This is a genomic window from Devosia sp. P3_B2 (assembly GCF_056402875.1).
This window is the reverse complement of sequence record NZ_JBFUGO010000016.1, coordinates 1-20,998: the sequence shown is the minus strand read 5'-3', so window position 1 is coordinate 20,998 and position 20,998 is coordinate 1. Positions and strand designations below refer to the sequence as shown.

Below are 20,998 nucleotides of genomic sequence, written 5' to 3'. Positions count from 1 at the left end.
GAGCATTTGCCGTTTCGACGAAACGGCAAATGCTTCGGGTACTTACTTTGGTCGCGCTTTCGAGCCGGAAAAGTCTACAGCTTTTCCTGAAAGCGCTTAGCTGGCGGGTTGGATGCAGTCCTATCTCGATTTCGAAAAGCCGGTGGCCGATCTTGAAGGCAAGATCGCCGAGCTCAAGTCCCTCGCCACGGCCGACCAGGCGGTGTCCATCGACGAAGAGGTGACCCGGCTTTCCGCCAGGGCCGACGAGGCGCTGGTCGATATCTACAAGAAGCTGACCCCGTGGCAGAAGACGCAGGTGGCGCGCCATCCGCAGCGCCCGCACTTCTCGGACTACGTCAAGACGCTGATCAGCGAGTGGACGCCGCTCGCCGGCGACCGCAAGTTCGCCGAGGACCCGGCGCTGCAGGCCGGCTTCGGGCGCTTCAACGGCCAGCCGGTCGCCATTCTCGGGCAGGAGAAGGGCTCCAACACCGAGGGCCGGCTGAAGCACAATTTCGGCATGGCGCGGCCCGAGGGCTACCGCAAGGCCGTCCGCATCATGGACATGGCCGATCGCTTCGATATCCCGGTGATCTCGTTCGTCGACACCGCCGGGGCCTATCCCGGCATCGGCGCCGAGGAACGCGGCCAGGCCGAGGCGATTGCCCGCTCCACCGAGCGCTGCCTCGAACTGGGCGTGCCCAACCTCGCGATCATCATTGGTGAAGGCGGTTCGGGCGGTGCCATCGCGATTGCCACCGCCAACCGGGTGCTGATGCTCGAAAACGCCATCTACTCGGTGATCTCGCCCGAGCCGGGCGCGGCGATCCTGTTCCGCGATGCGGCGCGGGCTCCCGACATGGCGGCGGCGCAGAAGATCACGGCTCCCGATCTCCTGTCACTCGGCGTGATCGACGGCATCATCACCGAGCCGGCCGGCGGCGCGCACCGCCATCACGCAGAGGTGATGGCCTCGACCGCACGCGCCATCGGCACGTTCCTCACCGACTTCCCGGGTAACCGGGGCAGGCTGGAGGTGCGGGAACACAGGCGTGACAAATTCCTCGCCATCGGCACCAATTTGAGTTGATCGACGCCCCAACCAAGGGCATGAAGCCAATAGTAAACGGGCTGTTAACCATGCCGGCTTACCACATGGTAACCGTCCGCTCGTAACCCGTTCCTTCGGGCAGACAAGCATTTCGGGTAGCTGACTTTGGGCAGAACGCTCCGTTCCATCCTCTTTCTTGGCGCAGCACTCGGCGTGGCGGCGTTGCTTGCCGGCTGCGGCGGGCTGAAGCCGGGCAACGCCAAGGCGATGGCGCCGCTGAAGCAGGAAACCGTCAGCCGGCTCGCGGGGCTCGGGTCCTCGCCGGCCGCGCCGATGATGATCCGCATCTTCAAGCAAACCTCGGAGCTCGAGGTCTGGAAGCAGACCGGCAGCGGCGCGTTCAAGCTGTTCAAGACCTACCAGATCTGTGCCTGGTCGGGCGATCTCGGCCCCAAGGTCAAGGAAGGCGACCGTCAGTCGCCCGAGGGCTTCTATACGATCACGCCGGGCCTGATGAACCCGAACTCCAACTACTACCTGGCGTTCAACACCGGCTTTCCCAACAAGTTCGACCGCGCCTATGGGCGCACCGGCTCGGACCTGATGGTGCATGGCGATTGCTCGTCGCGCGGCTGCTACTCGATGACCGATGAGTCGATCGCCGAGATCTATGCCCTGGCGCGCGAGACCTTCAAAGGCGGCAACGCCTCGTTCCAGCTGCAGATCTTCCCGTTCCGGATGACGGCGACCAATCTCGCCAAGCATGCCGACAGCCCGAACATGAGCTTCTGGAAAGACATCAAGGAAGGCTACGACCGGTTCGAGATTTCGAAATCGCCGGTATCCTGGGACGTCTGCAACAAGGAATACGTGTTCGACGTGCCCGGTGGCGCATCGCTCGACGCGCTCGCGGCGTGTCCCGTGACCGTCGCGCAGAACGTTCCGGACTCGGTCAAGTCCAAGATGGCGGCCGACGACGCTGCGATGCAGCAGGAAGTCGCCTCGCTTGCCGACAAGGCCGCCAAGACGGCTGCCGATGCACAGAAGGCCGCCGAGGCCGAAGCTGCGGCAAAGGCGCGCGGCGAGGCGATCGGCGGCTTCATCGGCGGGTTGTTCGGCGGCGGCGATGTCGCCGGCGTTATCGACCCCAGCAAGGTGCCGCCGATTCCACTGCCGCGCCTGCACCGCGCCTAGCAGCATCTTGCGATGCGGCCCCGGCGCCCCCATCTCGGCATGGTCGTTGCGATCGGGGTGTTCCTCGTGGCGGCCATCCTCGTGGGGCGTTTCGTCCTCAGCGAACGAACGGGAGTTCGAGACATCGTCACCGAGCGCGTCTACGACCGCACCCAGTTCCTCGCCGAACTCAAGACCGCCGGGTTCGCGCTCGGCGACGCAGCGCATGTCCGCATCTACAAGCGCGAGCACAAGCTCGAACTCTGGATGAAAGCCGCCAACGGACGCTTCTCGCTGTTCCGCGACTACGACATCTGCAAGTTCTCCGGTGATCTCGGCCCCAAGCTCATGGAAGGCGACAAGCAGTCGCCCGAGGGCTTCTATCGCGTGGCCAAGAGCCAGCTGAACCCCAATTCGCGGCATCACCTCAGCTTCAATCTCGGCTTTCCCAACGCCTTCGATCGCCAGCTTGGCCGCACCGGCTCGGCGCTGATGGTGCATGGCGGCTGCTCGTCGGTCGGCTGCTACGCCATCACCGATGCCAGCGTCGATGAGGTCTACGCCGTGGTCGAGGCAGCCTTGGCCAAGGGCCAGGAGGCTGTCGACGTGCATGTCTTCCCGTTCCGGATGACCGCCACGGCGCTCGCTGCCGAAGGCGGCAATACCTGGGCGCCGTTCTGGCGTAACCTCAAGGCCGGCTACGATCTGTTCGAAGCGTCGAACCTGCCGCCCAAGGTTGGCGCCTGCCGGGGCGAATACCGCTTCGGCGAAGACGCGGAGGGGCCGGAATGCGCCGTTATCGCCGCCTGGTCCTGATCGACCGGCTGATCCCGTTCCTCGCCGCCATTGTCGGGCTGGTGGCGCTCGCCGGCGCCGTCGCCGTGCAGCTCAATACCGATGCCAAGACCAAGGCGATCGGCGACGCCGTGGCAGAGCTGCGGACGTCGGTGGACGCGCTCGGCCAGCGCGCCGAAGCCGCGGCCACACCCGCAGACGACGGCACTGCCGCGGCGCTGCTGGCGCTGCAGGACCGGATGGTGAAGCTCGAGGGCGAGTGGTCCACCCAGCAGGCGGCCGTGACTGCCGCCGCCCAGGCCGCTCCCGCCTCGCTGGCTCCGGGCGCAACCGTGCCGACGGAGACGGCGGCGGCCGATCCCAACCTTCCCACCACCGACTGCATTCCGCTCGGCACTCGCTTCATGGTGACGCCCGGCGAGACCTATCCGATCTGCCAGTCGAAGGCGGTCATCCGAACGGGCCTGATCACCGCCGACACCGTCTCGATCGACGGCATCGGACAGATCGTCGAGACCGGCTTCGGCGCCATCGCCGGCACGAGCTGTACCGTCATGGTGTTCTCCGCCGACGAAGCCGGCTTCGCCGAGATGCGGGTCACCTGCACCTGAGTTTCAGCAAGATTGCAGATGCGCCCCTGCTGACGACCGGCTAGAGCTAGCGGCGGGCGTCCGCCCGAGCCCCCCGCCACGAGCCGATCTTGTCCTCACCCGCCGCCGCCCGCGTCCCGCAATCCGCCTCGCTCAAGGGCATGGCTCTCGGGCTCGCCGCGTACTCCCTGTTTGCCGTGCACGATACGCTGGTCAAGGGCGTCATCCACGACCTGCCGGTGACCCAGATCCTGTTCGTGCGCAGCGTCATCATCACGATCATCTGCCTCATCGTCGGCCGCCGGCAGCTGGTCATCGGGCTGATCAGATCGCCGAACAAGCCGATGCTGCTGTTGCGCGCCGTGCTCACTTTGGCGGCGTGGTGCATGTACTATCCCGCCGGGCGCCAGCTGCAACTGGCCGAGATGACGACGCTCTACTACGTCGCGCCGGTGATCACGGTCGTCCTTGCGGTGATCTTCCTCAAGGAGCAACTGACCCTTGCGAGGGTCGGCGCATCGGCGATCGGGTTTTTCGGCGTCGTCATCGCCGCCAACCCGGCAGGGCTCAGCATTGGCGTGCCGGCGCTGATGGCGCTGGGCGCGGCGTTCCTCTGGGCCGTGGCGATGATCCTGATGCGCACCATCTCGAAATCCGAGAGCTCGCTGGTCCTCGTGTTCTCGATCAACGTGTTCTACGTGGTGGTTCTCGGGGTTATTTCGCTGCCGTTCTGGGTGGCCATGGATGCCAGCGAGATCGCCGTGGTCGTGGCGACTGGCTTTATCGGCGCCGCCGCCCAGTATGCGCTGATCGATGCGGCCCGCGCGGTGCCGGCCAGTGTCCTCGGCACCGTCGAGTACAGCGCGCTCTGCTGGAGCTTCATCTTCGGCTTCCTGTTCTATCAGGAGCAGCCGGCGCCGGTGGTGTTCGTGGGCGCCGGGCTGGTCATTGCCGCGGGACTGGTGCTCGCCTGGAGCGAGCGTCGCCCCAGGCGTCGGGTGGTGGATGCGCCTTAGACGGCCGGCGCCGCAAGTTCGAGGCTCTGGGTCATGCCGGTATCGATGAACTGCTTGAGGCTTCCCTTGATCAGCGAAGTCCAGGCGTCCGAGCAGGTGTCGTAGCACTCGACGGCCGGCTTCAGGCCGACATGGGTGAAGATCACCTCCGTCTTGTCGCCCTTGCTGGCGATGTCGAAGATGATGGTGGTGCCGACCCACTCGGTCTTGTCTTCGACGAAGCTGAGCGTGCCTTCCACCACCTGCCAGGCGACTCGCTTATTCGGCACCATCTCGGTCACGACCTGCTTGGAGTAGTGAAAGTCCTTGTATCGATAGCTGAAAACGTCGCCGATGTTGCTGGTGCCGCCCTCGAACTCGCCGCTCCACCAGGCGCGCGGGTCGTTGATGGCGGCGAAGGCCGCTTCGGGGCTCTGGTCGACGGTGAATGAGGTGGTGAAGCTTGGTTCGGACATGGCGTGGTCTCCTTGGTTGGGAAGCTTGGGCTCTTCGGCGGTGAGCTCAGCGCCGACATTGGGCTGGCCGGTGCCAGAGGTGATGAGGTTCTTGAGGCTGCCGCGGATGTAGGTGCCCCAGGCGTCGTGGCAGACGTCGTAGCACTCGTGGTCGGGCAGGAGGCCGATGTGGGTGAAAGTCAGCCGAGCGCCTTCGCCGACCGCCTCGATGTCGAAGTCGATGGTGGTATCGACCCACTCGGTCTTGTCGGCGATGAAGCTGAAGTGGTTGTCCAGCACCCGCCAGGCGACGTGCCTGCCCGGCACCGACTCGATCACCTTGAGGGTGCAGCGGTGGAGATCGCGGGCGTGGTAGTACCAGACGTCGCCGAGGGCGGTGGTCTTGCCCTCCACATCGTCAGACCACCAGCCGCGCACGTTGTTGATGGCGGCAAAGACAGCCTCGGGGCTCTCTTTGACGGTGATCGAGGTGGTGTAGTTCTTGTCGGTCATTTTCGTTCTCCTTGGGATTGGGTGAGGGGGCTGGGTCAGCTGGCGTTGCGTTGGCGGACCCTGGCCCACAGCCGGCGGGCATCGCCGTCGAGGGCGTCCTCGACATCGCTACGCTCGAGGCCGATATCGGTGAGCTGGACCGCATCGAGGCTGGCGAGCTTGAGGATGGTCCGGCGGCGGGCCTGCCACGTGGCGAGGCGAACCGTCAGTTTCATCAGGCTGCCGATGACGCTCGATTGGCGGGACTTGTCGGCTGCGATTTCATAGAGTTCGAGGGTGGTCATGGCTGATCTCCGTCGGTTCCATTTCGGTGAGGGGAACCTAGGCGGCGGCCAGTCACGGGTGAGAGTGACAAGTGTGACGGGATTTGAATGGACTCGCTGATCACCGCGGCAGCGCGGGCGCTGGGGGCCGGCGATCCACTCGCGGCGCTGAAGCGCGTGGCGCTGCGCGACGATGCCCCGGCACTGGCGCTGCGTGGCATCGCCATGGCGCAACTGGGTGATCTCGAGCGGGCCAAGGCGCTGCTCAAGGCGGCTGGCAAGGCGTTCCATGCACGCGAGGCGGTGGCGCGGGCGCGCTGCGTGGTGGCCGAGGCGGAGATCGCCCTGGTGTCGCGCGACCTGTCCTGGCAGCCAAGGGCACTGGAGACCGCCCGCGCGGCGCTCGAGGCCCAGGGCGACAGGGTGAACGCGGCCCACGCCGCCAACCTCGCGGCACGCCGGTCGTTGTTGATCGGGCAGGTGGACGATGCGGAGCGGACGCTGGCGCAGCTCGATCTCGACCGGCTGCCGCCGGCGACTGTCGCGGTGCATCAGCTGGTGAGCGCGGGCATCGCGATGCGGCGGGTGCAGACCGGGCCGGCGCGGGTGGCGTTCGACCGGGCGCTGGCGGCGGCGCAGCAGGCCGGCATTCACTCGCTGGTCGCTGAGATAGAGGTCGACGCACGGGTGCTCGACGGGCCGGCGGCGCGGCTGGTTGCGGGTGGCGGCGAGCGATCGCTGACGCTGGCCGGCGTCGAACAGGTGCTGTCCTCCGGTGCACTGGTGGTCGATGCGACGCGCAACGTGGTCCGGCAGACGGGGACGATCATCCACCTGGCGACGCGTCCGATCCTGTTTGCGCTACTGCGCACCCTGGCCGAGACCTGGCCGACGGATGTGTCGCGAGCCCGGCTGGTCGCCGAGGCGTTTCGCGGCAAGGAGGCCGATGAGTCGCATCGTGCGCGGTTGCGGGTCGAAATGGGGCGGTTACGCGCCGAGCTCACGGACATCGCCGAGATCAACGCCACCATGGGCGGCTTCGCGCTGGTGCCGCTCGCGGCAAGTGAAGTCGTGGTGTTGGCGCCGCCGGTGGAGGATCAGCACGCGGGCGTGCTGGCCCTGCTGGCCGACGGCGAGGCGTGGGCCAGCTCCGCTCTTGCTATCGCGCTCGGCACCAGCCCGCGCACCGTGCAACGGGCGCTCGAGCAACTGGCGGAGGCGGGCAAGGTGCAGTCGTTCGGTCGCGGCCGGGCGCTGCGCTGGATCACCCCGCCGGTGCCGGGTTTCCCGACGGCATTGTTACTCCCGGGCCCGCTGCCGGGCGACTAGATGGTTGCGTCGGAAGCAATTCAACGAGAGGCTAGTCCGATGAAGCATGCGCATGCCGAGATTGTTCGCGAGTACGGTCCGTTCCCCGGTGTCGACTCGGTGGCCGGGGTCACCTTCGACGGCACCAATGTGTGGTTCGCCTCGGGCGACCGGATCAACGCCTTCGATCCTGAGAGCGGCGAGCCGGTGCGGACGATCGAGGTTGCGGCGCATGCCGGCACGACCTTCGATGGTGAGCACCTCTACCAACTCGCCGAGGACGTAATCCAGAAGATCGACCCGCGCAGCGGACGCGTCGTCAAGACCATTCCCTCGCCGGGTGGTGGCTCGGGCCTCGCCTGGGCGGAGGGTTCGCTGTGGGTCGGGCAGTATCGCAGCAAGCAGATCCTGCAGGTCGATCCCGAGACCGGCGCAGTGCTCAGGACCATCAATTCCAATCGCTTCGTCACCGGCGTGACCTGGGCGGACGGCGACCTCTGGCACGCCACGCTCGAGGATGGCCAAAGCGAGCTGCGGCGCGTCGATCCGCACTCGGGCGAAGTGCTGGAACAGCTCGACATGCCGCCCGGGGCTGGTGTCTCTGGCCTCGAATCCGACGGCGGCGACCGGTTCTTCTGTGGCGGCAACAATATCGGCAAGGTGCGGGCGGTCCGCCGTCCGAAGCGCGAACCCGCTACCGCCTGACGTTTCCCGCGAAAGGAAATCGGCCGGTCCCGCGAGGAACCGGCCGATTGATTATTCAGTCCTGCGACAGCGTCAGAACGCGCCGTGGCAGTGCTTGAACTTCTTGCCCGAGCCGCAGGGGCAGGGGGCATTGCGCGACACGCCGACCAGCAGCTTGGGGTCGATCGGCTTCAGTGCCGGGTCGGCCTCGATCACATCGGCGCCGGCAGCGGCGCCAGCCGCGGCGAAGGCGGCAAGGCTGGGTGCCGGCCCGAGGGCGCGGGGCATGGTGCCGGTGAAGTCGCTCTCGGCATCGTTCTCGCCGGTGGTCGGGTCGATATGGATCTCATCGAGACCGTCGAAATTCGGCAGCGGCGGCGTCGGCTGACGCATCTGGATTTCGACGTGGCTGAGCTGCGTCGTTACCAGTTCGCGGAGGCTGGTGAGCAGCTGCTCGAACAGTTCGAACGCCTCGCGCTTGTATTCGTTCAGCGGGTCGCGCTGGGCGAGGCCGCGCCAGCCGACAACCTTGCTGAGGTGATCGAGTGTAACGAGGTGCTCGCGCCACAGCCCGTCGATCGACTGCAGGAGGATCGACTTTTCCACCTGGCGCATGATGTCGGGCGAATAGCGGGCGACCTTGGCAGCGGCGAATTCGTCGGCGGCCTTGATGATGCGCTCGCGCACGTCCTCGACGTCGATGCCTTCCTCATGCGTCCAGCTCTCAACCGGCAGGTCGACGTTGAGGTAGGTCTTGCCGGCAGCTTCGAGCTGCTCGATTTTCCACTGCTCGGGGTACGAGCGGTCGGGGATGGCCTTGGCGATGATGTCGTCCACCACCTGGTGGCGCATCTCGGCGACCGTCTCGGCGACGTCCTCGCTGTCCATCAGCTCGAGACGTTCGGTGAAGATCGCCTTGCGCTGATCGTTCATCACGTCGTCGTACTTCAGGATGTTTTTGCGGATGTCGAAGTTGCGGGCTTCGACGCGGGCTTGGGCGCGCTCGATGGCCTTGGTGACCCACGGGTGGGTGATCGACTCACCCTGCTCGAGACCGAGCTTGCCCAGCATCGAATCCATCGACTCGACCGGGAAGATGCGCATCAGGTCGTCCTGCAGGCTCAGGAAGAACTTCGAATGGCCCGGGTCGCCCTGGCGGCCGGCACGGCCGCGCAGCTGGTTGTCGATGCGGCGGCTTTCGTGCCGCTCGGTGCCGACGATGTAGAGGCCGCCGGCGGCCAGCACCTTGGCCTTGTCCACGGCGATGGTGCGCTTGATCTCTTCGATCGCCGCTTCGCGCTCGGCGCCTTCGAGGCCCTGGGTCTCGCGCTCGATGCGCATCTCGAGGTTGCCGCCGAGCTGGATGTCGGTACCGCGGCCGGCCATGTTGGTGGCGATGGTCACCGCACCTGAAATACCGGCGTCCGCGACGATCTGGGCTTCCTGCTCGTGGTGACGGGCATTCAGCACCGCGATGTCCTTGATCCCCTTCTGGCGCAGCAGTTCGGCCAGCATCTCAGATTTCTCGATAGAGGTGGTGCCCACGAGGATCGGCTGGCCACGCGTGCGGGCATCGACGATCAGGTTGGCGATCTCGTCGAACTTCTCGGCGGCGGTACGGAAGATCGCGTCGTCTTCGTCCTCGCGCCGGACCGGCACGTTGGTCGGAATCGAGGTCACGGTCAGGCCGTAGATGTCGCCGAATTCCTCGGCCTCGGTCGCCGCCGTACCGGTCATGCCGGCCAGCTTCTTGTAGAGGCGGAAGTAGTTCTGGAAGGTGATCGAGGCGAGCGTCTGGTTCTCGGCCTGGATCTTGACGTGCTCCTTGGCCTCCAGCGCCTGGTGCAGGCCTTCCGAATAGCGGCGGCCCGGCATCATGCGGCCGGTGAACTCGTCGATGATCACCACTTCGTCGTTGCGGACGATGTAGTCCTTCTCGCGCTGGAACATCTTGTGAGCGCGCAACGCCGAGTTGAGGTGGTGCACAAGCGCCACGTTCTCGATGTCGTAGAGGTTCTCACCCTTGAGCTGGCCGTTCTCGATCAGGGCCGCCTCGAGCTTTTCGATGCCCTGGTCGGTGAAGGTGGCGGAGCGTTGCTTCTCGTCGATCTCGTAGTCGCCCTCGCCGAGGACCGGAATCAAGAGGTCCGCCATCTCGTAGAGCGAGGAGCGGTCGGCGGAAGGGCCGGAAATAATCAGCGGGGTGCGCGCTTCGTCGATGAGGATCGAGTCCACTTCGTCGACGATGGCGTATTCGTGGCCGCGCTGCACCATCTGGTCGCGGCTGTATTTCATGTTGTCGCGCAGGTAGTCGAAGCCGAACTCGTTATTGGTGCCGTAGGTGATATCGGCAGCGTAGGAGGCCTTGCGCTCGGCGTCGTCGAGGCCGTGGACGATGATGCCCGTGGTGAGCCCGAGGAAGCGATAGATCTGACCCATCCAGGCCAGATCGCGGCGCACCAGGTAGTCGTTGACGGTGACGAGGTGCACGCCCTTGCCGGGCAGGGCATTGAGATAAACCGCCAGCGTCGCCACCAGGGTCTTGCCTTCACCGGTCTTCATCTCGGCGATGGAGCGGTTGTTCAGCACCATGCCGCCGATCAGCTGCACATCGAAGTGGCGCATGCCGAGCACGCGTTTCGATGCCTCGCGTACCGTGGCGAAGGCCGGCTCCAGGATATCGTCGAGGGTCTTACCCTCGGCCAGAAGGGCCCGGAATTCAACGGTCTTGGCCTTCAGCTCGTCGTCAGTGAGCTTTTCGAACTCAGGCTCCAGCGCGTTGATCGCGGCGACCCGGGGCAGGTACTTCTTCACCTGCCGATCATTGGCCGAACCGAAGATCGCCTTGGCGAGCGCAGCGAGCACCATTCTATGTCCTTTGATTTCTTGTCCGGGGCGGCCTTTGGCCGAACCATGTTCCCGGCAGGGCGGCGGGTCCTCACCCGTCAACACTCTTTGAAGTGGTGCGACATGTAAGAGCGGGTGTTTTGCTTGTCAACGGAACGCAAATGGGCGAAACCTCCCCCGCCGCGGGCCGGGGGCTCTGCGCCATACGAGGAGAATTCCCAATGAACGACCACGCCCCGCGGGGTTTCCATAAAGTTCTGAAGACCCTGGCCGGCACTTTGTTGCTGGGAACGGCTCTCAGTCTTGCCCCCGTCGCCGCATTCGCGCAGGACGCCGCAGCCCCCGCCGCCGCCGCTCCGGCCGCCCCCGCGGCCACCCCGGAAACCGTCGTCGCCACCGTTGGCGACCTGACGATTACCGAGGCGGACCTTACCTTTGCCGCCGAGGATCTGCAGCAGGAGCTGCAGCAGGTGCCGCCCGAAGAGCGCCGCGCCTTCCTCGTCACCGTGCTGATTGACATGAAAGTGATGGCCAAGGCGGCAAAAGAAGCCGGCATGGCCGATACCGACCTGTTCAAGCGCCGCATGGCCTACCTCGAGGATCGCTCGCTGCGCCGCGACTATTTCACCCAGAAGGTCGCCGCTTCGGTCACCGAGGACTCGATCAAGGCGGCCTACGACCTGTTCGTGAAGGACTTCAAGCCGGTCGAGGAAGTGCACGCGCGCCATATCCTCGTTGCCACCGAGGAAGAGGCAAAGGCCATCAAGGCCGAACTCGACGGCGGCAAGCCGTTCGAAGTGCTGGCCATGGAAAAGACCACCGACCCGTCGGGCAAGCAGAACGGCGGCGACCTGGGCTTCTTTTCCAAGGGCATGATGGTCCCCGAGTTCGAGGCTGTGGCGTTCACGCTCGAGCCGGGCAAGATTTCCGACCCGGTGCAGAGCCAGTTCGGCTGGCACATCATCAAGGTCGAGGAAAAGCGCATGAGCTCGCCGCCGCCGATCGAGCAGGTGCAGCAGCAGCTCGGCCAGCAGGTGATGTTCAAGGCATTCGACGAGTCCGTCGCAGCGCTTAAGAAGGACCTGAAGATCGACATTCCGGATGCAGCGCTCGCCGAAGGCGTCAAGAAGCAGTCGGCGCCTCAGGCCGAAGGCGAAGCCGGCACCGCGCCGTAAGGCCTCCCGGCACCGCAACGTCATTGAGAACCCCGGCCCTGGCCGGGGTTTTCTTATGCGACGAGGCCGCGGACCAGGATGGAGGTTACCTTGTCGATGATGTCGGACTGGTTCGCGAGCCGGTCGGTCAGCAGCAGCTTCCAGGCATAGGCCGACATCAGGTCGGAAGCCGCCAGGCTGTCGGCATCGGCGCGCATCTCGCCGCGCGCCTTGGCACGCTCGAATATCGAGGCGGTGTGTAGGGTTCGCTCGACCGAATAGGCCTGCAGCGCCTCGGCCGCCTTCGCGTCCGCCTGGGCTTCGGCAATCAGCGAGCGGTATACCCCGCCGGTGTTGCCGGACCAGAAGCGCACCAGTTCGGTCAGGAAGGTGCGGATATCGCCTTCGAGCGTCCCCGTGTCCGGGTCTGGCATGCGTGAGCTTTTGAGCCGGGTGTAGACGTCGAGCAGCAAGTGCGCCTTCGATGGCCACCAGCGATAGATCGTGGGCTTGCCGGCACGGGCCCGGCGCGCCACTGCCTCGATCGAGAAGCCAGCGTAGCCGGACTCGCAGAAAATCTCTTCGGCCGCCGCAAGGATCGCCTCGTGGCTATCCGGGTTGCGGGCGGCGCCGATGGACTTTCTTGGCTGGCTGTCGGTGGTGGACATGTCTCTCACTGGTGCCCTGTGGGCGATGCATGGCTGGGATACACCAAATAGCGACGTGCATCCACTTGAACGTTACGTACCGTTTCGTTATGTAACGAGCCGTACCGTTTATATGGGATATCGAAATGACCGTTCAATCCGCCGCCGCCAGCGCAGTCGCTTCCACCAAGCCCGCGGGTCCGACGCTCGCCATGCGGACCCGGCTGGCACTGCTCACGCTCGTCGCCGTCTATCCGGTGATCACCGGGCTCATCTACCTCGTCGCACCGTTCACCGAAGGCTGGCCGGTGTGGGAGCGCAACTTCATCGTCGCGCCACTGATGGTGATCGCGATGGTCTACTTCATCATTCCGACGATCCAGGCGCGTTTCGGCCGCTTTATTGCGACCGGCAAGCGCTGAACCGATCGAACTGATTGCGACTTGCTTCAGATCGAGGCTTGAGGCAAACGGATGGGCCTATTGACGCCGTATAGGACGCAACATGGCCCATCCCGTCTCTCCCCTCGCGCCCAAGACTTACCCGGAACTGCCGGATGTCGCCGGAGTTCGGTTCGCGACGGCCGAAGCCGGGATCAAATACAAGAATCGTACAGACGTTCTGCTCGTCGCCATGGACGAAGGAACTGTTGTTGCCGGTGTCCTCACCCGTTCGAAGTGCCCCTCGGCCGCCGTCGACTGGTGCCGGCAGAACCTCGGGGGCGGCAAAGCCCGCGCGCTGCTGGTCAATTCGGGCAACGCCAACGCCTTCACCGGCCAGAAGGGCCGCGCTTCGGTAGCGCTGTCGGCTGAGATCGTCTCCAACGCGCTGGGCGTCGCCCCGGCTGAAATCTTCCTCGCCTCCACCGGGGTGATCGGCGAGCCGCTCGATGCGCAGAAGTTCGCCGGCGTCACATCCGAGATGGCGATGCGCCTCGCGGCGGGACCGTGGATGGATGCCGCCAAGGCAATCATGACCACTGACACCTTTGCCAAGGTGGCCACCGCCACCGTCGAGTTCGACGGCGTGCCAGTTGTGATTTCCGGAATCGCCAAGGGCTCGGGCATGATCGCCCCCGACATGGCGACCATGCTGAGCTTCGTGTTCACTGACGCACCGATCGCTGCCGACGTGCTGCAGGGCCTGCTGCAGCCGGCGATCGACACCAGCTTCAACTCAGTGACGGTCGACAGCGACACCTCCACTTCCGATACCTGCCTGGTCTTCGCCACGGGCAAGGCCGACATCGCGCCGATCTCTTCCGCCACCGATCCCCGTGCGGAGGTGTTCGCCGAGGCGCTGGCCGACGTACTGCACGAACTCGCGATTCACGTGGTGCGCGACGGCGAGGGCGCTACCAAGATGGTCACCGTCACCGTCGAGGGTGCTAGCAGCGACAAGAGCGCGTTCCGCATCGCCCAGTCGATCGCCAACTCGCCGCTGGTCAAGACCGCAATTGCCGGCGAGGACGCCAACTGGGGCCGCATCGTCATGGCGGTGGGCAAGGCCGGCGAGCCGGCAGATCGCGACAAACTCGAGATCAGCTTCGGCGATATCCGCGTCGCCACCCAGGGCGAGCGCGACCCCGCCTACAATGAAGCCGCGACCAGCGCCTACATGAAGAACGAGGATATCGAGGTGCGCGTCGGCCTCGGCCTCGGCGCTGGAACGGCGACCGTTTACACCTGCGACCTGACGCACGGCTACATCACTATCAACGGCGATTACAGGTCCTGATGGTCCCGCTCAGCGTCAGTCAGATCGAGGGCGCGACCCTCACGGCATGGCCGGCCCTCAAGCAGGCGCAGGATGGGCTGTGGCAGTGGCGCTATGCACGCGGCTATACCAAGCGCGCCAACTCCATCCATTGCCTCGATCTGAGCGATGGCGGCTATGCGGAACTGCGGCTGATGCGGCTCGCCGAGCTGTCGAAGCGCCACCGCATCCCGCCGGTGTTTCGCGTAACCCCGCTTACCGCGCCCGAGATCGTCGAGGTCCTGGATGGGCTGCTGTGGGAGGAGTTCGAGCCGAGCCTCGTGATGGCGATGGAGATGCCGGACGAGGATTTCCCGCTCGATTTCCATGCCCGCTATTTCGAGCCGACCGATCCTGAATGGATCAAGGCTCAGTCGCATATGTCCGGCTACGACCAGTCAACCATGGACGCGCTGACCGCCATTCTTGGCGGCATCGCCTGCGAGGCCAAGGGCGTCCTCGTCTATCACAAGGCGGGCTTGCCGGTGGCGGCGGCATTGTCAGCGGTTGCCAGCGGCATCGGCATCTATCTCAACGTCGTCACCCATCCGAGCGCCCGCGGCATGGGCTATGGCCGGGCGGTGATGGGCGCGGCGCTCAATTGGGTGCGCTCGATGGGGGCCACCCACTCGGCCATCCAGGTGCTGGCCAACAATGCGCCGGCGCTGAACCTCTACGGCTCGCTCGGCTTCGGCGAAGTCTACCAGTACATCTACCGGCGTGCGCCCGATTGGGGTCGCGGGTGAGGATCCAGCTGGTCGTCGCCTGCGCGCTGATCGATGCCGATCGGCGGGTGCTGATCGCGCAGAGACCACAAGGCAAGCAATTGGCGGGCCTGTGGGAATTCCCCGGCGGCAAGCTCGAGGAAGGCGAAAGTCCTGAAGCGGCGCTGATCCGGGAACTGGAAGAAGAACTCGGTATTTCCACCCAGAGCGCGTGCCTTGCTCCGTTAAGCTTTGCATCCCACTCTTACGAAAACTTTCATCTTCTGATGCCACTTTACGTCTGCCGGAAGTGGCAGGGCGTCCCTGAAGCTCGCGAGCATGCCGCCCTGAAATGGGTGCGCCCGCAGGCTCTGCGTGACTTTCCCATGCCGCCGGCCGATGAACCGCTGATCGCGCCGCTCTGCGATCTGCTCTGAGGGTGGTGATGACGGGTCTTTGTGCACAGGTCAGGTGCTTTGTCAGTGACGAGAGCGGGGCCACCGCTATCGAATACGGACTGATCGCCGGCCTCGTCGCCGTGGGTATGCTGATCGCGTTGACACTGACGGGCGGCAGCGTGAGCACGCTGTTCGACTATGTCTCCAGCCGCTCGGGTGAGCAACTCGACAACATCGAAGGTCTCTAGCTCTTTCCCAACACGTCCTTGAGTCGCACCGTGGCGCTGCCCGGGCGCAGCGGCTTCTGCTGGCTTTCGTGCGGGGCCCAGCCGCTCAGCCAGATGATCTCCAGCGTCGCCCGCACCCGGCCATCGGGATCCCCCGCAAGTTCTGCATAAGCTGCCGAGGCCGCGGCCAGCAACGACTTCGTCGCCATTCGCCCGGGCCGATCGGCCAACGGGTTCTGCGCGCCCATCCCCTTCAGCTCCCGCATCAATCGCAGCGCATCGGCATATCGCACCGGGTAGGTCTCGAGATCAGTCACCGGCAGCGCATAGCCCGAACGCTGCAGCAGCCCGCCGGCATCGGCCAGCGGGATGAACGGCGCGACCCGGGCAAAAGCGCCACCCGAAGCCTCAGCATCGGCGCGCAGGAATGCCTGCCGCAGCTCGGTCAGGCTGTCGCCCCCGAGCGCGGCGGCGATCATCAGCCCGTCGGGCCGCAAATGCGCGCGGATGCGGGCGAGGAAGCCCGGTACGTCGTTCGTCACCTGCAGGTCGAACAGCGAGACGATCAGGTCGTAGTCCTCGCGCGGCAGCAGCAGAGCCTCGGGGTCGACCAGCGGTGCGTCGTCAGAGCCAAGCACCGTCGAGACCCGCTCGAAGGCGAACGCGCCGCTGGCCGAGCGTCCCATCAGCGGCAACCGCGAGCCATCCGGCGCCATGATCAGCGCCTGCTCGAAATCGCGCGATACCGTAATCAGCCGCGACGCCAGGTCGTCGAGCGCCAGCTGGGTGACGAAATCATCGGGCTCGGCCGGACGCCGCCCCAGGTGTTCGGCGATCAGCGTGCGGTCGAAAACCTTCGGGGGCAGGGCCATAGTCAATGCGCGCTCGGTCTCATAAGCTCGTGGGCGTTATGGAATTGGGGCTGGGCAAAGTCAAAGCGGGATCGGCTGCTATGGTGCGGCTGGGAGGCGCTTTGCTCGATCTGGTCTATCCGCCGACCTGCCTCGATTGCGGTGCGCCGACCGCCGTGCATTCCGCCCTCTGTCCCCGGTGCTTTGCAAAGCTTCGGCCGATTTCAGCCCCCTATTGCCCGGTATTAGGCCTGCCATTCGAGGTCTCGCTTGGCCCCGACGCGCGTTCCGCCGAAGCCATCGCCGACCCGCCGCCCTTCGACCGGGCCCGCTCGGCGGTGCTCTACAACGAGGTCGCCCGCGCCATCGTCAGCCGCCTCAAATACGGCGACCGGCCGGAACTCGCCGGGTTCTGCGCCCGGCTGATGGCGCCGGCAGGCTCCGAATTCTGGGCTGAACAGCCGGTGCTCGTGCCGGTGCCGCTCCATCGCTGGCGGCAGTTCGAGCGGCGCTACAACCAGTCCACCGAGCTGGCCCGCGCCCTCGGCCGGCTCACCGGATTGCCCGTCGATACCGGCCTCGTCGCCCGCACCCGCCGCACCCGCCAGCAGGTCGGGCTCTCCGCCGATGCGCGTCAGCGCAATGTCGCCGGCGCCTTCACCGCGCACCCGGAGGCGTTGCGCCGGCTCAAGGGGCGCGGCGTGGTGCTGGTCGACGACGTCATCACCACTGGCTCAACGGTCAAGGCGATCACCCGCGTGCTCAAGCGGGCCGGGTTGATCAAAATCGATGTGATCTCGTTCGCACGCGTTGTGACAGGCGCCGAACTCCCCATATAGAACTCAACAAATCCCAGCGCTTCTGTAGGTGAGATGAAAAAGGTAGAAATTTATACGACCCAATGGTGCCCCTATTGCCACGCCGCCAAGTCGCTGCTGGACGAAAAGGGCGTCGAATATGAGGAGGTCGATGCCGACGATCCCGACACCCGCATGGCGATGGTGCAGCGGGCGCACGGCCGGCGTACCGTGCCACAGATCTTCGTGGGCGAGACGCATGTCGGCGGCTATGATGACATGGCGGCGCTCGATCGTGGCGGCCAGCTCGATCCGCTGCTCGCCAGCTAGGACGTGAAGATGCGCGCCGCCGCCCTGCAGATGACTTCGGGCACCCAGCCGGGTCCCAATCTCGATCAGCTCGAGCAGCTGGCTGCCGAGGCTGCCGGGCAGGGCGCGACCTATCTGCTATCGCCGGAGGTAACGGTAGTGTTCGCCGAGAATCGGGATGGGCTGAAGTCCGTCGCCGGTCTGTGGGAGAACAACCCGGCCATCGCCCGCGCCAGCGGTATCGCGAAGAAGCTCGGGGTGAGTCTGCACCTCGGCTCGCTCGCCGTGGCGCTGCCAGACGGGCGCTTCGCCAATCGGTCGGTGCTGTTCCGGCCTGATGGTTCGATCGCTGCGACCTATGACAAAATCCACCTGTTCGACGCGACGCTTCCCGGCCTGAAGCAGTACCGCGAGAGCGAGACCTATGCCGGTGGCGATGCCGCCGTCGTCACCGATGGGCCGGGCTTCAACCTTGGCATGACCATCTGCTACGACGTGCGCTTCCCGGCGCTGCATCGCGCCTTGGCGGAAGCCGGGGCGCAGGTGATCTCTGTGCCCGCCGCCTTCACCGTCCCCACCGGCGAAGCGCACTGGGAAGTGCTGCTTCGCGCCCGCGCCATCGAAACCGGCTCGTGGGTGATCGCCGCCGCGCAGGCCGGCAAGCACGAAAATGGCCGCTCCACCTGGGGCCACTCGATGATCATCGACCCCTGGGGCAAGATCGTCGCCGAGCTCGGTGGCGATGGTCCGGGCATCGCGATTGCCGACATCGATCTATCAGCAGTGGATGAAGCGCGCGGGCGCGTCCCGGCGCTTGCCAATGCCCGTCCGTTTTCGCTAACCCTCGGCGCTTCGGGCCCGACGGTATTCGCCCGAGAGGACGTATCCGCGTGATCAGTTATTCGCTCGTCTGTGACAGATCCCACAAGTTCGACGCCTGGTTCAAAAGCGCCGAAGCCTACGATGAGCAGGCCGGGCGCGGCATTGTCACCTGTCCGATCTGCAATTCCGTGCGGGTTGAAAAGGCGCTGATGGCGCCGGCGGTGTCGCGGATGAACTCCGACAAGGTGTCGCTGTCGAGCGGCCATCCGCAGCAGGCCGAGATTCGCGAGATGCTGCGCGTGATGCGCAAGAAGGTCACTAGCGAGGCCGACTATGTCGGCGACAAGTTCGCCGAGGAAGCCCGCAAGATCCACTTCAAGGAAGCCGACCCGCGCGGCATCTACGGCGAAGCGACGCGCGACGAGGTGGCCGAACTGATCGACGACGGCGTCGATTTCCTGCCGCTGCCACATGTGCCGGACGAGGCGAACTAGCGGGCCAGGTACTCGCGCGCCAGCGAGCGGGCGCGGTGGAGCCGCGCCTTGACCGTCTCGCGCGTCGCATCCAGACGGGCGCCGATCTCGTCGATGGTCAGTTCCTCCAGGTCGCGCAGGATGAGAACCTCCCGATAGTGCGCCGGCAGCGACTGGATGGCTGCAGCCAGGTCGAGCCGCAGTTCGTGATCCGGCCGCACGGCGAAGTCGACATGGTTCTCGATGACCTCCAACGGCGCGCTGCGGCCGAAGCCACGCCGGGCAAGCCTGATGCATTCATGCCGCACCACTGCAAACAGCCAGCCCGAGAAGGCCGAGATGACACGCAGGCTGCCGATGCGGCGGTGCAGCAGACAAAGCGCATCCTGGACGGCGTCGTCGACATCAGCGGTTTGGCAGGCGGCGCGGGCGTAGCGGCGGATGTCCGGCTGGGCCGCCGCGAGCAGCGACGTGATCGCGGCGGCGTCGCCGTTCCTGGCGGAAGCGATGAGGTCCCTTGGCGGCATCAGGTCTTGTCGACGGGCTTTCGGCCGATCATGGCGCAGGCCGGGCAATAGCCGAACATGCCTGTCAGCGCCAGATAGAGACCCGTAGCGGCGACGGCATATCCCGACCAACCGGTCAGATAGAGCAGCCCGCCTCCGATCATCACCGTCCCGGCAATCAGACGGACGAGTTGCTCCCAGGCCCAGACATTCTTGCGATAGAACATGCGTCACTCCTTGCTGCATCGCAGAACAAGAGGGCCGGCAATGGCAGAACGGTGCGCGTGATCGCAGGTTTATTTCGCTGAACGGCGCCTGACTCGCGCCGTTCAGTCACGGTTCAAGGCCTCGGACGCAGATTTGCCTCCAGAGACGGCGCCCAAGGCGCTGCCGAAGGAGGATAGAATGCACCATTCGACCCTGACCCCGGCGACCACCACAACCGGCGGCGCTATCCGCGCCGTGATGAGTGACGCCGCGTCGGCCGCCCTCAAGGCACTGAAGCCGTTCGACTTCGCGGTGGAAGACGCATTGGACCGCACCTATGGCGCCGGCCGCTGGTTCCTCTACTGGGACGAAGACCTGTCGGGTCATCCGATCCGCGGCACCATCACGCTGGCCTACGGTCGCGACACTCTGGTGGTCGGCTGATCAACCGTGATCAGGCTGCAGGCTTTGCCGCCAGCACCATGTAGTTGACCCCGAGGTCGCGGCTCTGTCGCCACTCGTCGGCCAGCGGATGGAACACCACGCCGGTCTTGTCGATGACCTTCAGGCCATTGCGGGCGCAGAGCGCTGAGATCTCGTCCGGCGTCAGGAACTTCCGGAAATCGTGGGTGCCCTTGGGCAGCCAGCCCAGAACCCGCTCCGCCCCGATGATCGCAAGCGCATAGGCGCGCGGCGTCCGGTTGATGGTGGCGGTGAACAGCAGGCCGCCCGGCTTCACCAGGCTGGCACAGCTCTTCATGTAGAGCGGCACGTTGTCCACGTGCTCCACCACTTCCATGTTCAGCACCACATCGAACCGCTCCCCCGAAGCGTCCAGCGCTTCGGCCGTGGTAGCGCGATAGTCGATATCGAGCCCAGACTGCTTGGCATGCAGTTCGGCGATGCGGATGTTCTTCTCGCCGGCATCGACGCCGACCATTGTCGCGCCCAGCCGGGCCAGCGGCTCACTCAGCAGCCCGCCACCACAGCCGATATCGAGGATGCGTACGCCCTCGAGCGGTCGGCGCACCGTGCTGTCCTTGCCGAACTGCGCGATCACCTTGTCGCGCACATAACCCAGCCGCACCGGGTTGAACTTGTGCAGCGGTTTGAACTTGCCCTTCGGATCCCACCACTCATCCGCCATGGCGGCGAACTTGGCGATCTCGTCGGGATTGATGGTGGTGTCGGTCATGGGGAGGTTATCGGTCCGCGCCGTTGTGGAAACAAGAGGTGCGGGCGTCGCAGTAGCTGCGGAGCCACAATGCCGAGGCGGCACAAGGCGTTGCGAGAATCTTGCGCCGATCTATCCCCCCACTCCCCACCTATGCGATTCTCCCGCTCATCCGCTGCACCGAAGCGAGATCATGACGAGTGGTTGGTGCGGGGGAGACCGGGTGGGCTGCGGGTCGCTGCAGTTCAGGCGGAAACCATCACGGCAAGGACCGGTTCGCCGGTCAAGCCGCTATCACGCGAGGGTCGCTCGATGCGG

Annotated in this window: 26 protein-coding genes; 18 read left to right on the top strand and 8 right to left on the bottom strand. The window is 65.4% G+C overall.

Annotated elements, in window-relative coordinates; translation table 11 throughout:
* Positions 1-112 precede the first annotated feature (112 nt).
* The 5 genes from AC1DV8_RS20505 (at position 113) to AC1DV8_RS20485 (ending at position 4,607) form a co-directional block, all read left to right on the top strand.
* Positions 113-1,072 (top strand): acetyl-CoA carboxylase carboxyltransferase subunit alpha, encoded by a 960-nt coding sequence (locus AC1DV8_RS20505; RefSeq protein WP_477147922.1) that lies wholly within the window; start codon positions 113-115, stop codon positions 1,070-1,072.
* A 126-nt stretch (positions 1,073-1,198) separates the two neighbouring features.
* Positions 1,199-2,227, top strand: a complete 1,029-nt coding sequence (locus AC1DV8_RS20500) for a L,D-transpeptidase family protein (protein WP_477147921.1) — start codon at positions 1,199-1,201, stop codon at positions 2,225-2,227.
* 12 nt (positions 2,228-2,239) lie between these two features.
* Positions 2,240-3,022, top strand: a complete 783-nt coding sequence (locus AC1DV8_RS20495; protein WP_477158716.1) for a L,D-transpeptidase family protein — start codon at positions 2,240-2,242, stop codon at positions 3,020-3,022.
* On the top strand, positions 2,995-3,612 hold the full coding sequence (locus tag AC1DV8_RS20490; protein ID WP_477158715.1) for a hypothetical protein: 618 nt from the start codon (positions 2,995-2,997) through the stop codon (positions 3,610-3,612). The genes AC1DV8_RS20495 and AC1DV8_RS20490 overlap by 28 nt, the downstream gene beginning before the upstream one ends.
* An 89-nt stretch (positions 3,613-3,701) precedes the next feature.
* Positions 3,702-4,607, top strand: coding sequence for a DMT family transporter (locus AC1DV8_RS20485; RefSeq protein WP_477158714.1), 906 nt, complete (start codon positions 3,702-3,704; stop codon positions 4,605-4,607).
* Here AC1DV8_RS20485 and AC1DV8_RS20480 read toward each other — a convergent pair.
* A complete protein-coding gene (locus tag AC1DV8_RS20480) occupies positions 4,604-5,554 on the bottom strand; it encodes an SRPBCC family protein (RefSeq protein ID WP_477158713.1) in 951 nt (316 codons plus the stop codon). The two genes, AC1DV8_RS20485 and AC1DV8_RS20480, sit on opposite strands and share 4 nt — an antisense overlap.
* Positions 5,555-5,589: 35 nt before the next feature.
* Positions 5,590-5,838 carry a DUF1127 domain-containing protein gene (locus AC1DV8_RS20475; RefSeq protein WP_477158712.1) on the bottom strand — a complete coding sequence of 83 codons (249 nt, stop codon included), beginning with the start codon at positions 5,836-5,838 and terminating at the stop codon, positions 5,590-5,592.
* 87 nt (positions 5,839-5,925) lie between these two features.
* Here AC1DV8_RS20475 and AC1DV8_RS20470 point away from each other — a divergent pair, with 87 nt between their 5' ends.
* Together AC1DV8_RS20470 and AC1DV8_RS20465 are read left to right on the top strand one after the other, a co-directional pair.
* Positions 5,926-7,146, top strand: coding sequence for a helix-turn-helix domain-containing protein (locus tag AC1DV8_RS20470; protein ID WP_477158711.1), 1,221 nt, complete (start codon positions 5,926-5,928; stop codon positions 7,144-7,146).
* Positions 7,147-7,185: 39 nt separating this feature from the next.
* Positions 7,186-7,830, top strand: a complete 645-nt coding sequence (locus tag AC1DV8_RS20465) for a Vgb family protein (protein ID WP_477158710.1) — start codon at positions 7,186-7,188, stop codon at positions 7,828-7,830.
* Positions 7,831-7,902: 72 nt separating this feature from the next.
* On the opposite strand, the gene secA is transcribed toward AC1DV8_RS20465, so the two are convergent.
* Complete coding sequence (secA, locus tag AC1DV8_RS20460) at positions 7,903-10,677, bottom strand: preprotein translocase subunit SecA (protein ID WP_477158709.1); 2,775 nt, start codon at positions 10,675-10,677, stop codon at positions 7,903-7,905.
* A 200-nt stretch (positions 10,678-10,877) separates the two neighbouring features.
* On the opposite strand from secA, the gene AC1DV8_RS20455 reads away from it, so the two are divergent.
* Positions 10,878-11,831 (top strand): peptidylprolyl isomerase, encoded by a 954-nt coding sequence (locus AC1DV8_RS20455; RefSeq protein WP_477147912.1) that lies wholly within the window; start codon positions 10,878-10,880, stop codon positions 11,829-11,831.
* Positions 11,832-11,884: 53 nt separating this feature from the next.
* On the opposite strand, the gene AC1DV8_RS20450 is transcribed toward AC1DV8_RS20455, so the two are convergent.
* Positions 11,885-12,478: a TetR/AcrR family transcriptional regulator gene (locus AC1DV8_RS20450; protein ID WP_477147911.1), complete on the bottom strand. Its 594-nt coding sequence runs from the start codon at positions 12,476-12,478 to the stop codon at positions 11,885-11,887.
* A 125-nt stretch (positions 12,479-12,603) separates the two neighbouring features.
* On the opposite strand from AC1DV8_RS20450, the gene AC1DV8_RS20445 reads away from it, so the two are divergent.
* The 5 genes from AC1DV8_RS20445 to AC1DV8_RS20425 all read left to right on the top strand — a co-directional run bounded on the left by AC1DV8_RS20445 (position 12,604) and on the right by AC1DV8_RS20425 (position 15,562).
* The gene (locus tag AC1DV8_RS20445) at positions 12,604-12,879 is read left to right on the top strand and encodes a hypothetical protein (protein WP_477158708.1); all 276 of its coding nucleotides are present in this window, start codon (positions 12,604-12,606) and stop codon (positions 12,877-12,879) included.
* A gap of 82 nt (positions 12,880-12,961) precedes the next feature.
* Positions 12,962-14,194, top strand: a complete 1,233-nt coding sequence (argJ, locus tag AC1DV8_RS20440) for a bifunctional glutamate N-acetyltransferase/amino-acid acetyltransferase ArgJ (protein WP_477158707.1) — start codon at positions 12,962-12,964, stop codon at positions 14,192-14,194.
* Positions 14,194-14,958: a GNAT family N-acetyltransferase gene (locus tag AC1DV8_RS20435; protein WP_477147908.1), complete on the top strand. Its 765-nt coding sequence runs from the start codon at positions 14,194-14,196 to the stop codon at positions 14,956-14,958. The genes argJ and AC1DV8_RS20435 overlap by 1 nt, the downstream gene beginning before the upstream one ends.
* Positions 14,955-15,353, top strand: a complete 399-nt coding sequence (locus AC1DV8_RS20430; protein ID WP_477147907.1) for a (deoxy)nucleoside triphosphate pyrophosphohydrolase — start codon at positions 14,955-14,957, stop codon at positions 15,351-15,353. Before AC1DV8_RS20435 ends, AC1DV8_RS20430 begins: the two co-directional genes overlap by 4 nt.
* Positions 15,354-15,361: 8 nt before the next feature.
* Positions 15,362-15,562 (top strand): Flp family type IVb pilin, encoded by a 201-nt coding sequence (locus tag AC1DV8_RS20425; protein ID WP_477147906.1) that lies wholly within the window; start codon positions 15,362-15,364, stop codon positions 15,560-15,562.
* On the opposite strand, the gene AC1DV8_RS20420 is transcribed toward AC1DV8_RS20425, so the two are convergent.
* Entirely contained in the window at positions 15,559-16,413 is an 855-nt protein-coding gene (locus AC1DV8_RS20420; RefSeq protein WP_477147905.1) for a malonyl-ACP O-methyltransferase BioC, read from the bottom strand. The genes AC1DV8_RS20425 and AC1DV8_RS20420 overlap by 4 nt on opposite strands.
* 80 nt (positions 16,414-16,493) lie before the next feature.
* On the opposite strand from AC1DV8_RS20420, the gene AC1DV8_RS20415 reads away from it, so the two are divergent.
* The 4 genes from AC1DV8_RS20415 to AC1DV8_RS20400 are packed head-to-tail and all read left to right on the top strand — an operon-like array spanning position 16,494 to position 18,814.
* Positions 16,494-17,231, top strand: coding sequence for a ComF family protein (locus tag AC1DV8_RS20415; protein WP_477147904.1), 738 nt, complete (start codon positions 16,494-16,496; stop codon positions 17,229-17,231).
* A gap of 33 nt (positions 17,232-17,264) precedes the next feature.
* On the top strand, positions 17,265-17,519 hold the full coding sequence (gene grxC / locus AC1DV8_RS20410; RefSeq protein ID WP_477147903.1) for a glutaredoxin 3: 255 nt from the start codon (positions 17,265-17,267) through the stop codon (positions 17,517-17,519).
* Between the two features lie 9 nt (positions 17,520-17,528).
* A complete protein-coding gene (locus AC1DV8_RS20405) occupies positions 17,529-18,392 on the top strand; it encodes a carbon-nitrogen hydrolase family protein (protein WP_477147902.1) in 864 nt (287 codons plus the stop codon).
* The gene (locus AC1DV8_RS20400) at positions 18,389-18,814 is read left to right on the top strand and encodes a DUF1178 family protein (RefSeq protein ID WP_477147901.1); all 426 of its coding nucleotides are present in this window, start codon (positions 18,389-18,391) and stop codon (positions 18,812-18,814) included. The genes AC1DV8_RS20405 and AC1DV8_RS20400 overlap by 4 nt, the downstream gene beginning before the upstream one ends.
* On the opposite strand, the gene AC1DV8_RS20395 is transcribed toward AC1DV8_RS20400, so the two are convergent.
* Both AC1DV8_RS20395 and AC1DV8_RS20390 read right to left on the bottom strand, forming a co-directional pair.
* Positions 18,811-19,320: an RNA polymerase sigma factor gene (locus AC1DV8_RS20395; RefSeq protein ID WP_477147900.1), complete on the bottom strand. Its 510-nt coding sequence runs from the start codon at positions 19,318-19,320 to the stop codon at positions 18,811-18,813. The genes AC1DV8_RS20400 and AC1DV8_RS20395 overlap by 4 nt on opposite strands.
* Complete coding sequence (locus tag AC1DV8_RS20390; RefSeq protein WP_477147899.1) at positions 19,320-19,526, bottom strand: YgaP family membrane protein; 207 nt, start codon at positions 19,524-19,526, stop codon at positions 19,320-19,322. The genes AC1DV8_RS20395 and AC1DV8_RS20390 overlap by 1 nt, the downstream gene beginning before the upstream one ends.
* A gap of 178 nt (positions 19,527-19,704) precedes the next feature.
* Between AC1DV8_RS20390 and AC1DV8_RS20385 the strand changes: the two genes are divergently transcribed.
* Positions 19,705-19,950 carry a hypothetical protein gene (locus AC1DV8_RS20385; RefSeq protein ID WP_477147898.1) on the top strand — a complete coding sequence of 82 codons (246 nt, stop codon included), beginning with the start codon at positions 19,705-19,707 and terminating at the stop codon, positions 19,948-19,950.
* 10 nt (positions 19,951-19,960) lie between these two features.
* Here AC1DV8_RS20385 and ubiG read toward each other — a convergent pair whose 3' ends face one another.
* Complete coding sequence (gene ubiG / locus AC1DV8_RS20380; protein ID WP_477147897.1) at positions 19,961-20,701, bottom strand: bifunctional 2-polyprenyl-6-hydroxyphenol methylase/3-demethylubiquinol 3-O-methyltransferase UbiG; 741 nt, start codon at positions 20,699-20,701, stop codon at positions 19,961-19,963.
* Positions 20,702-20,998: the final 297 nt, after the last annotated feature.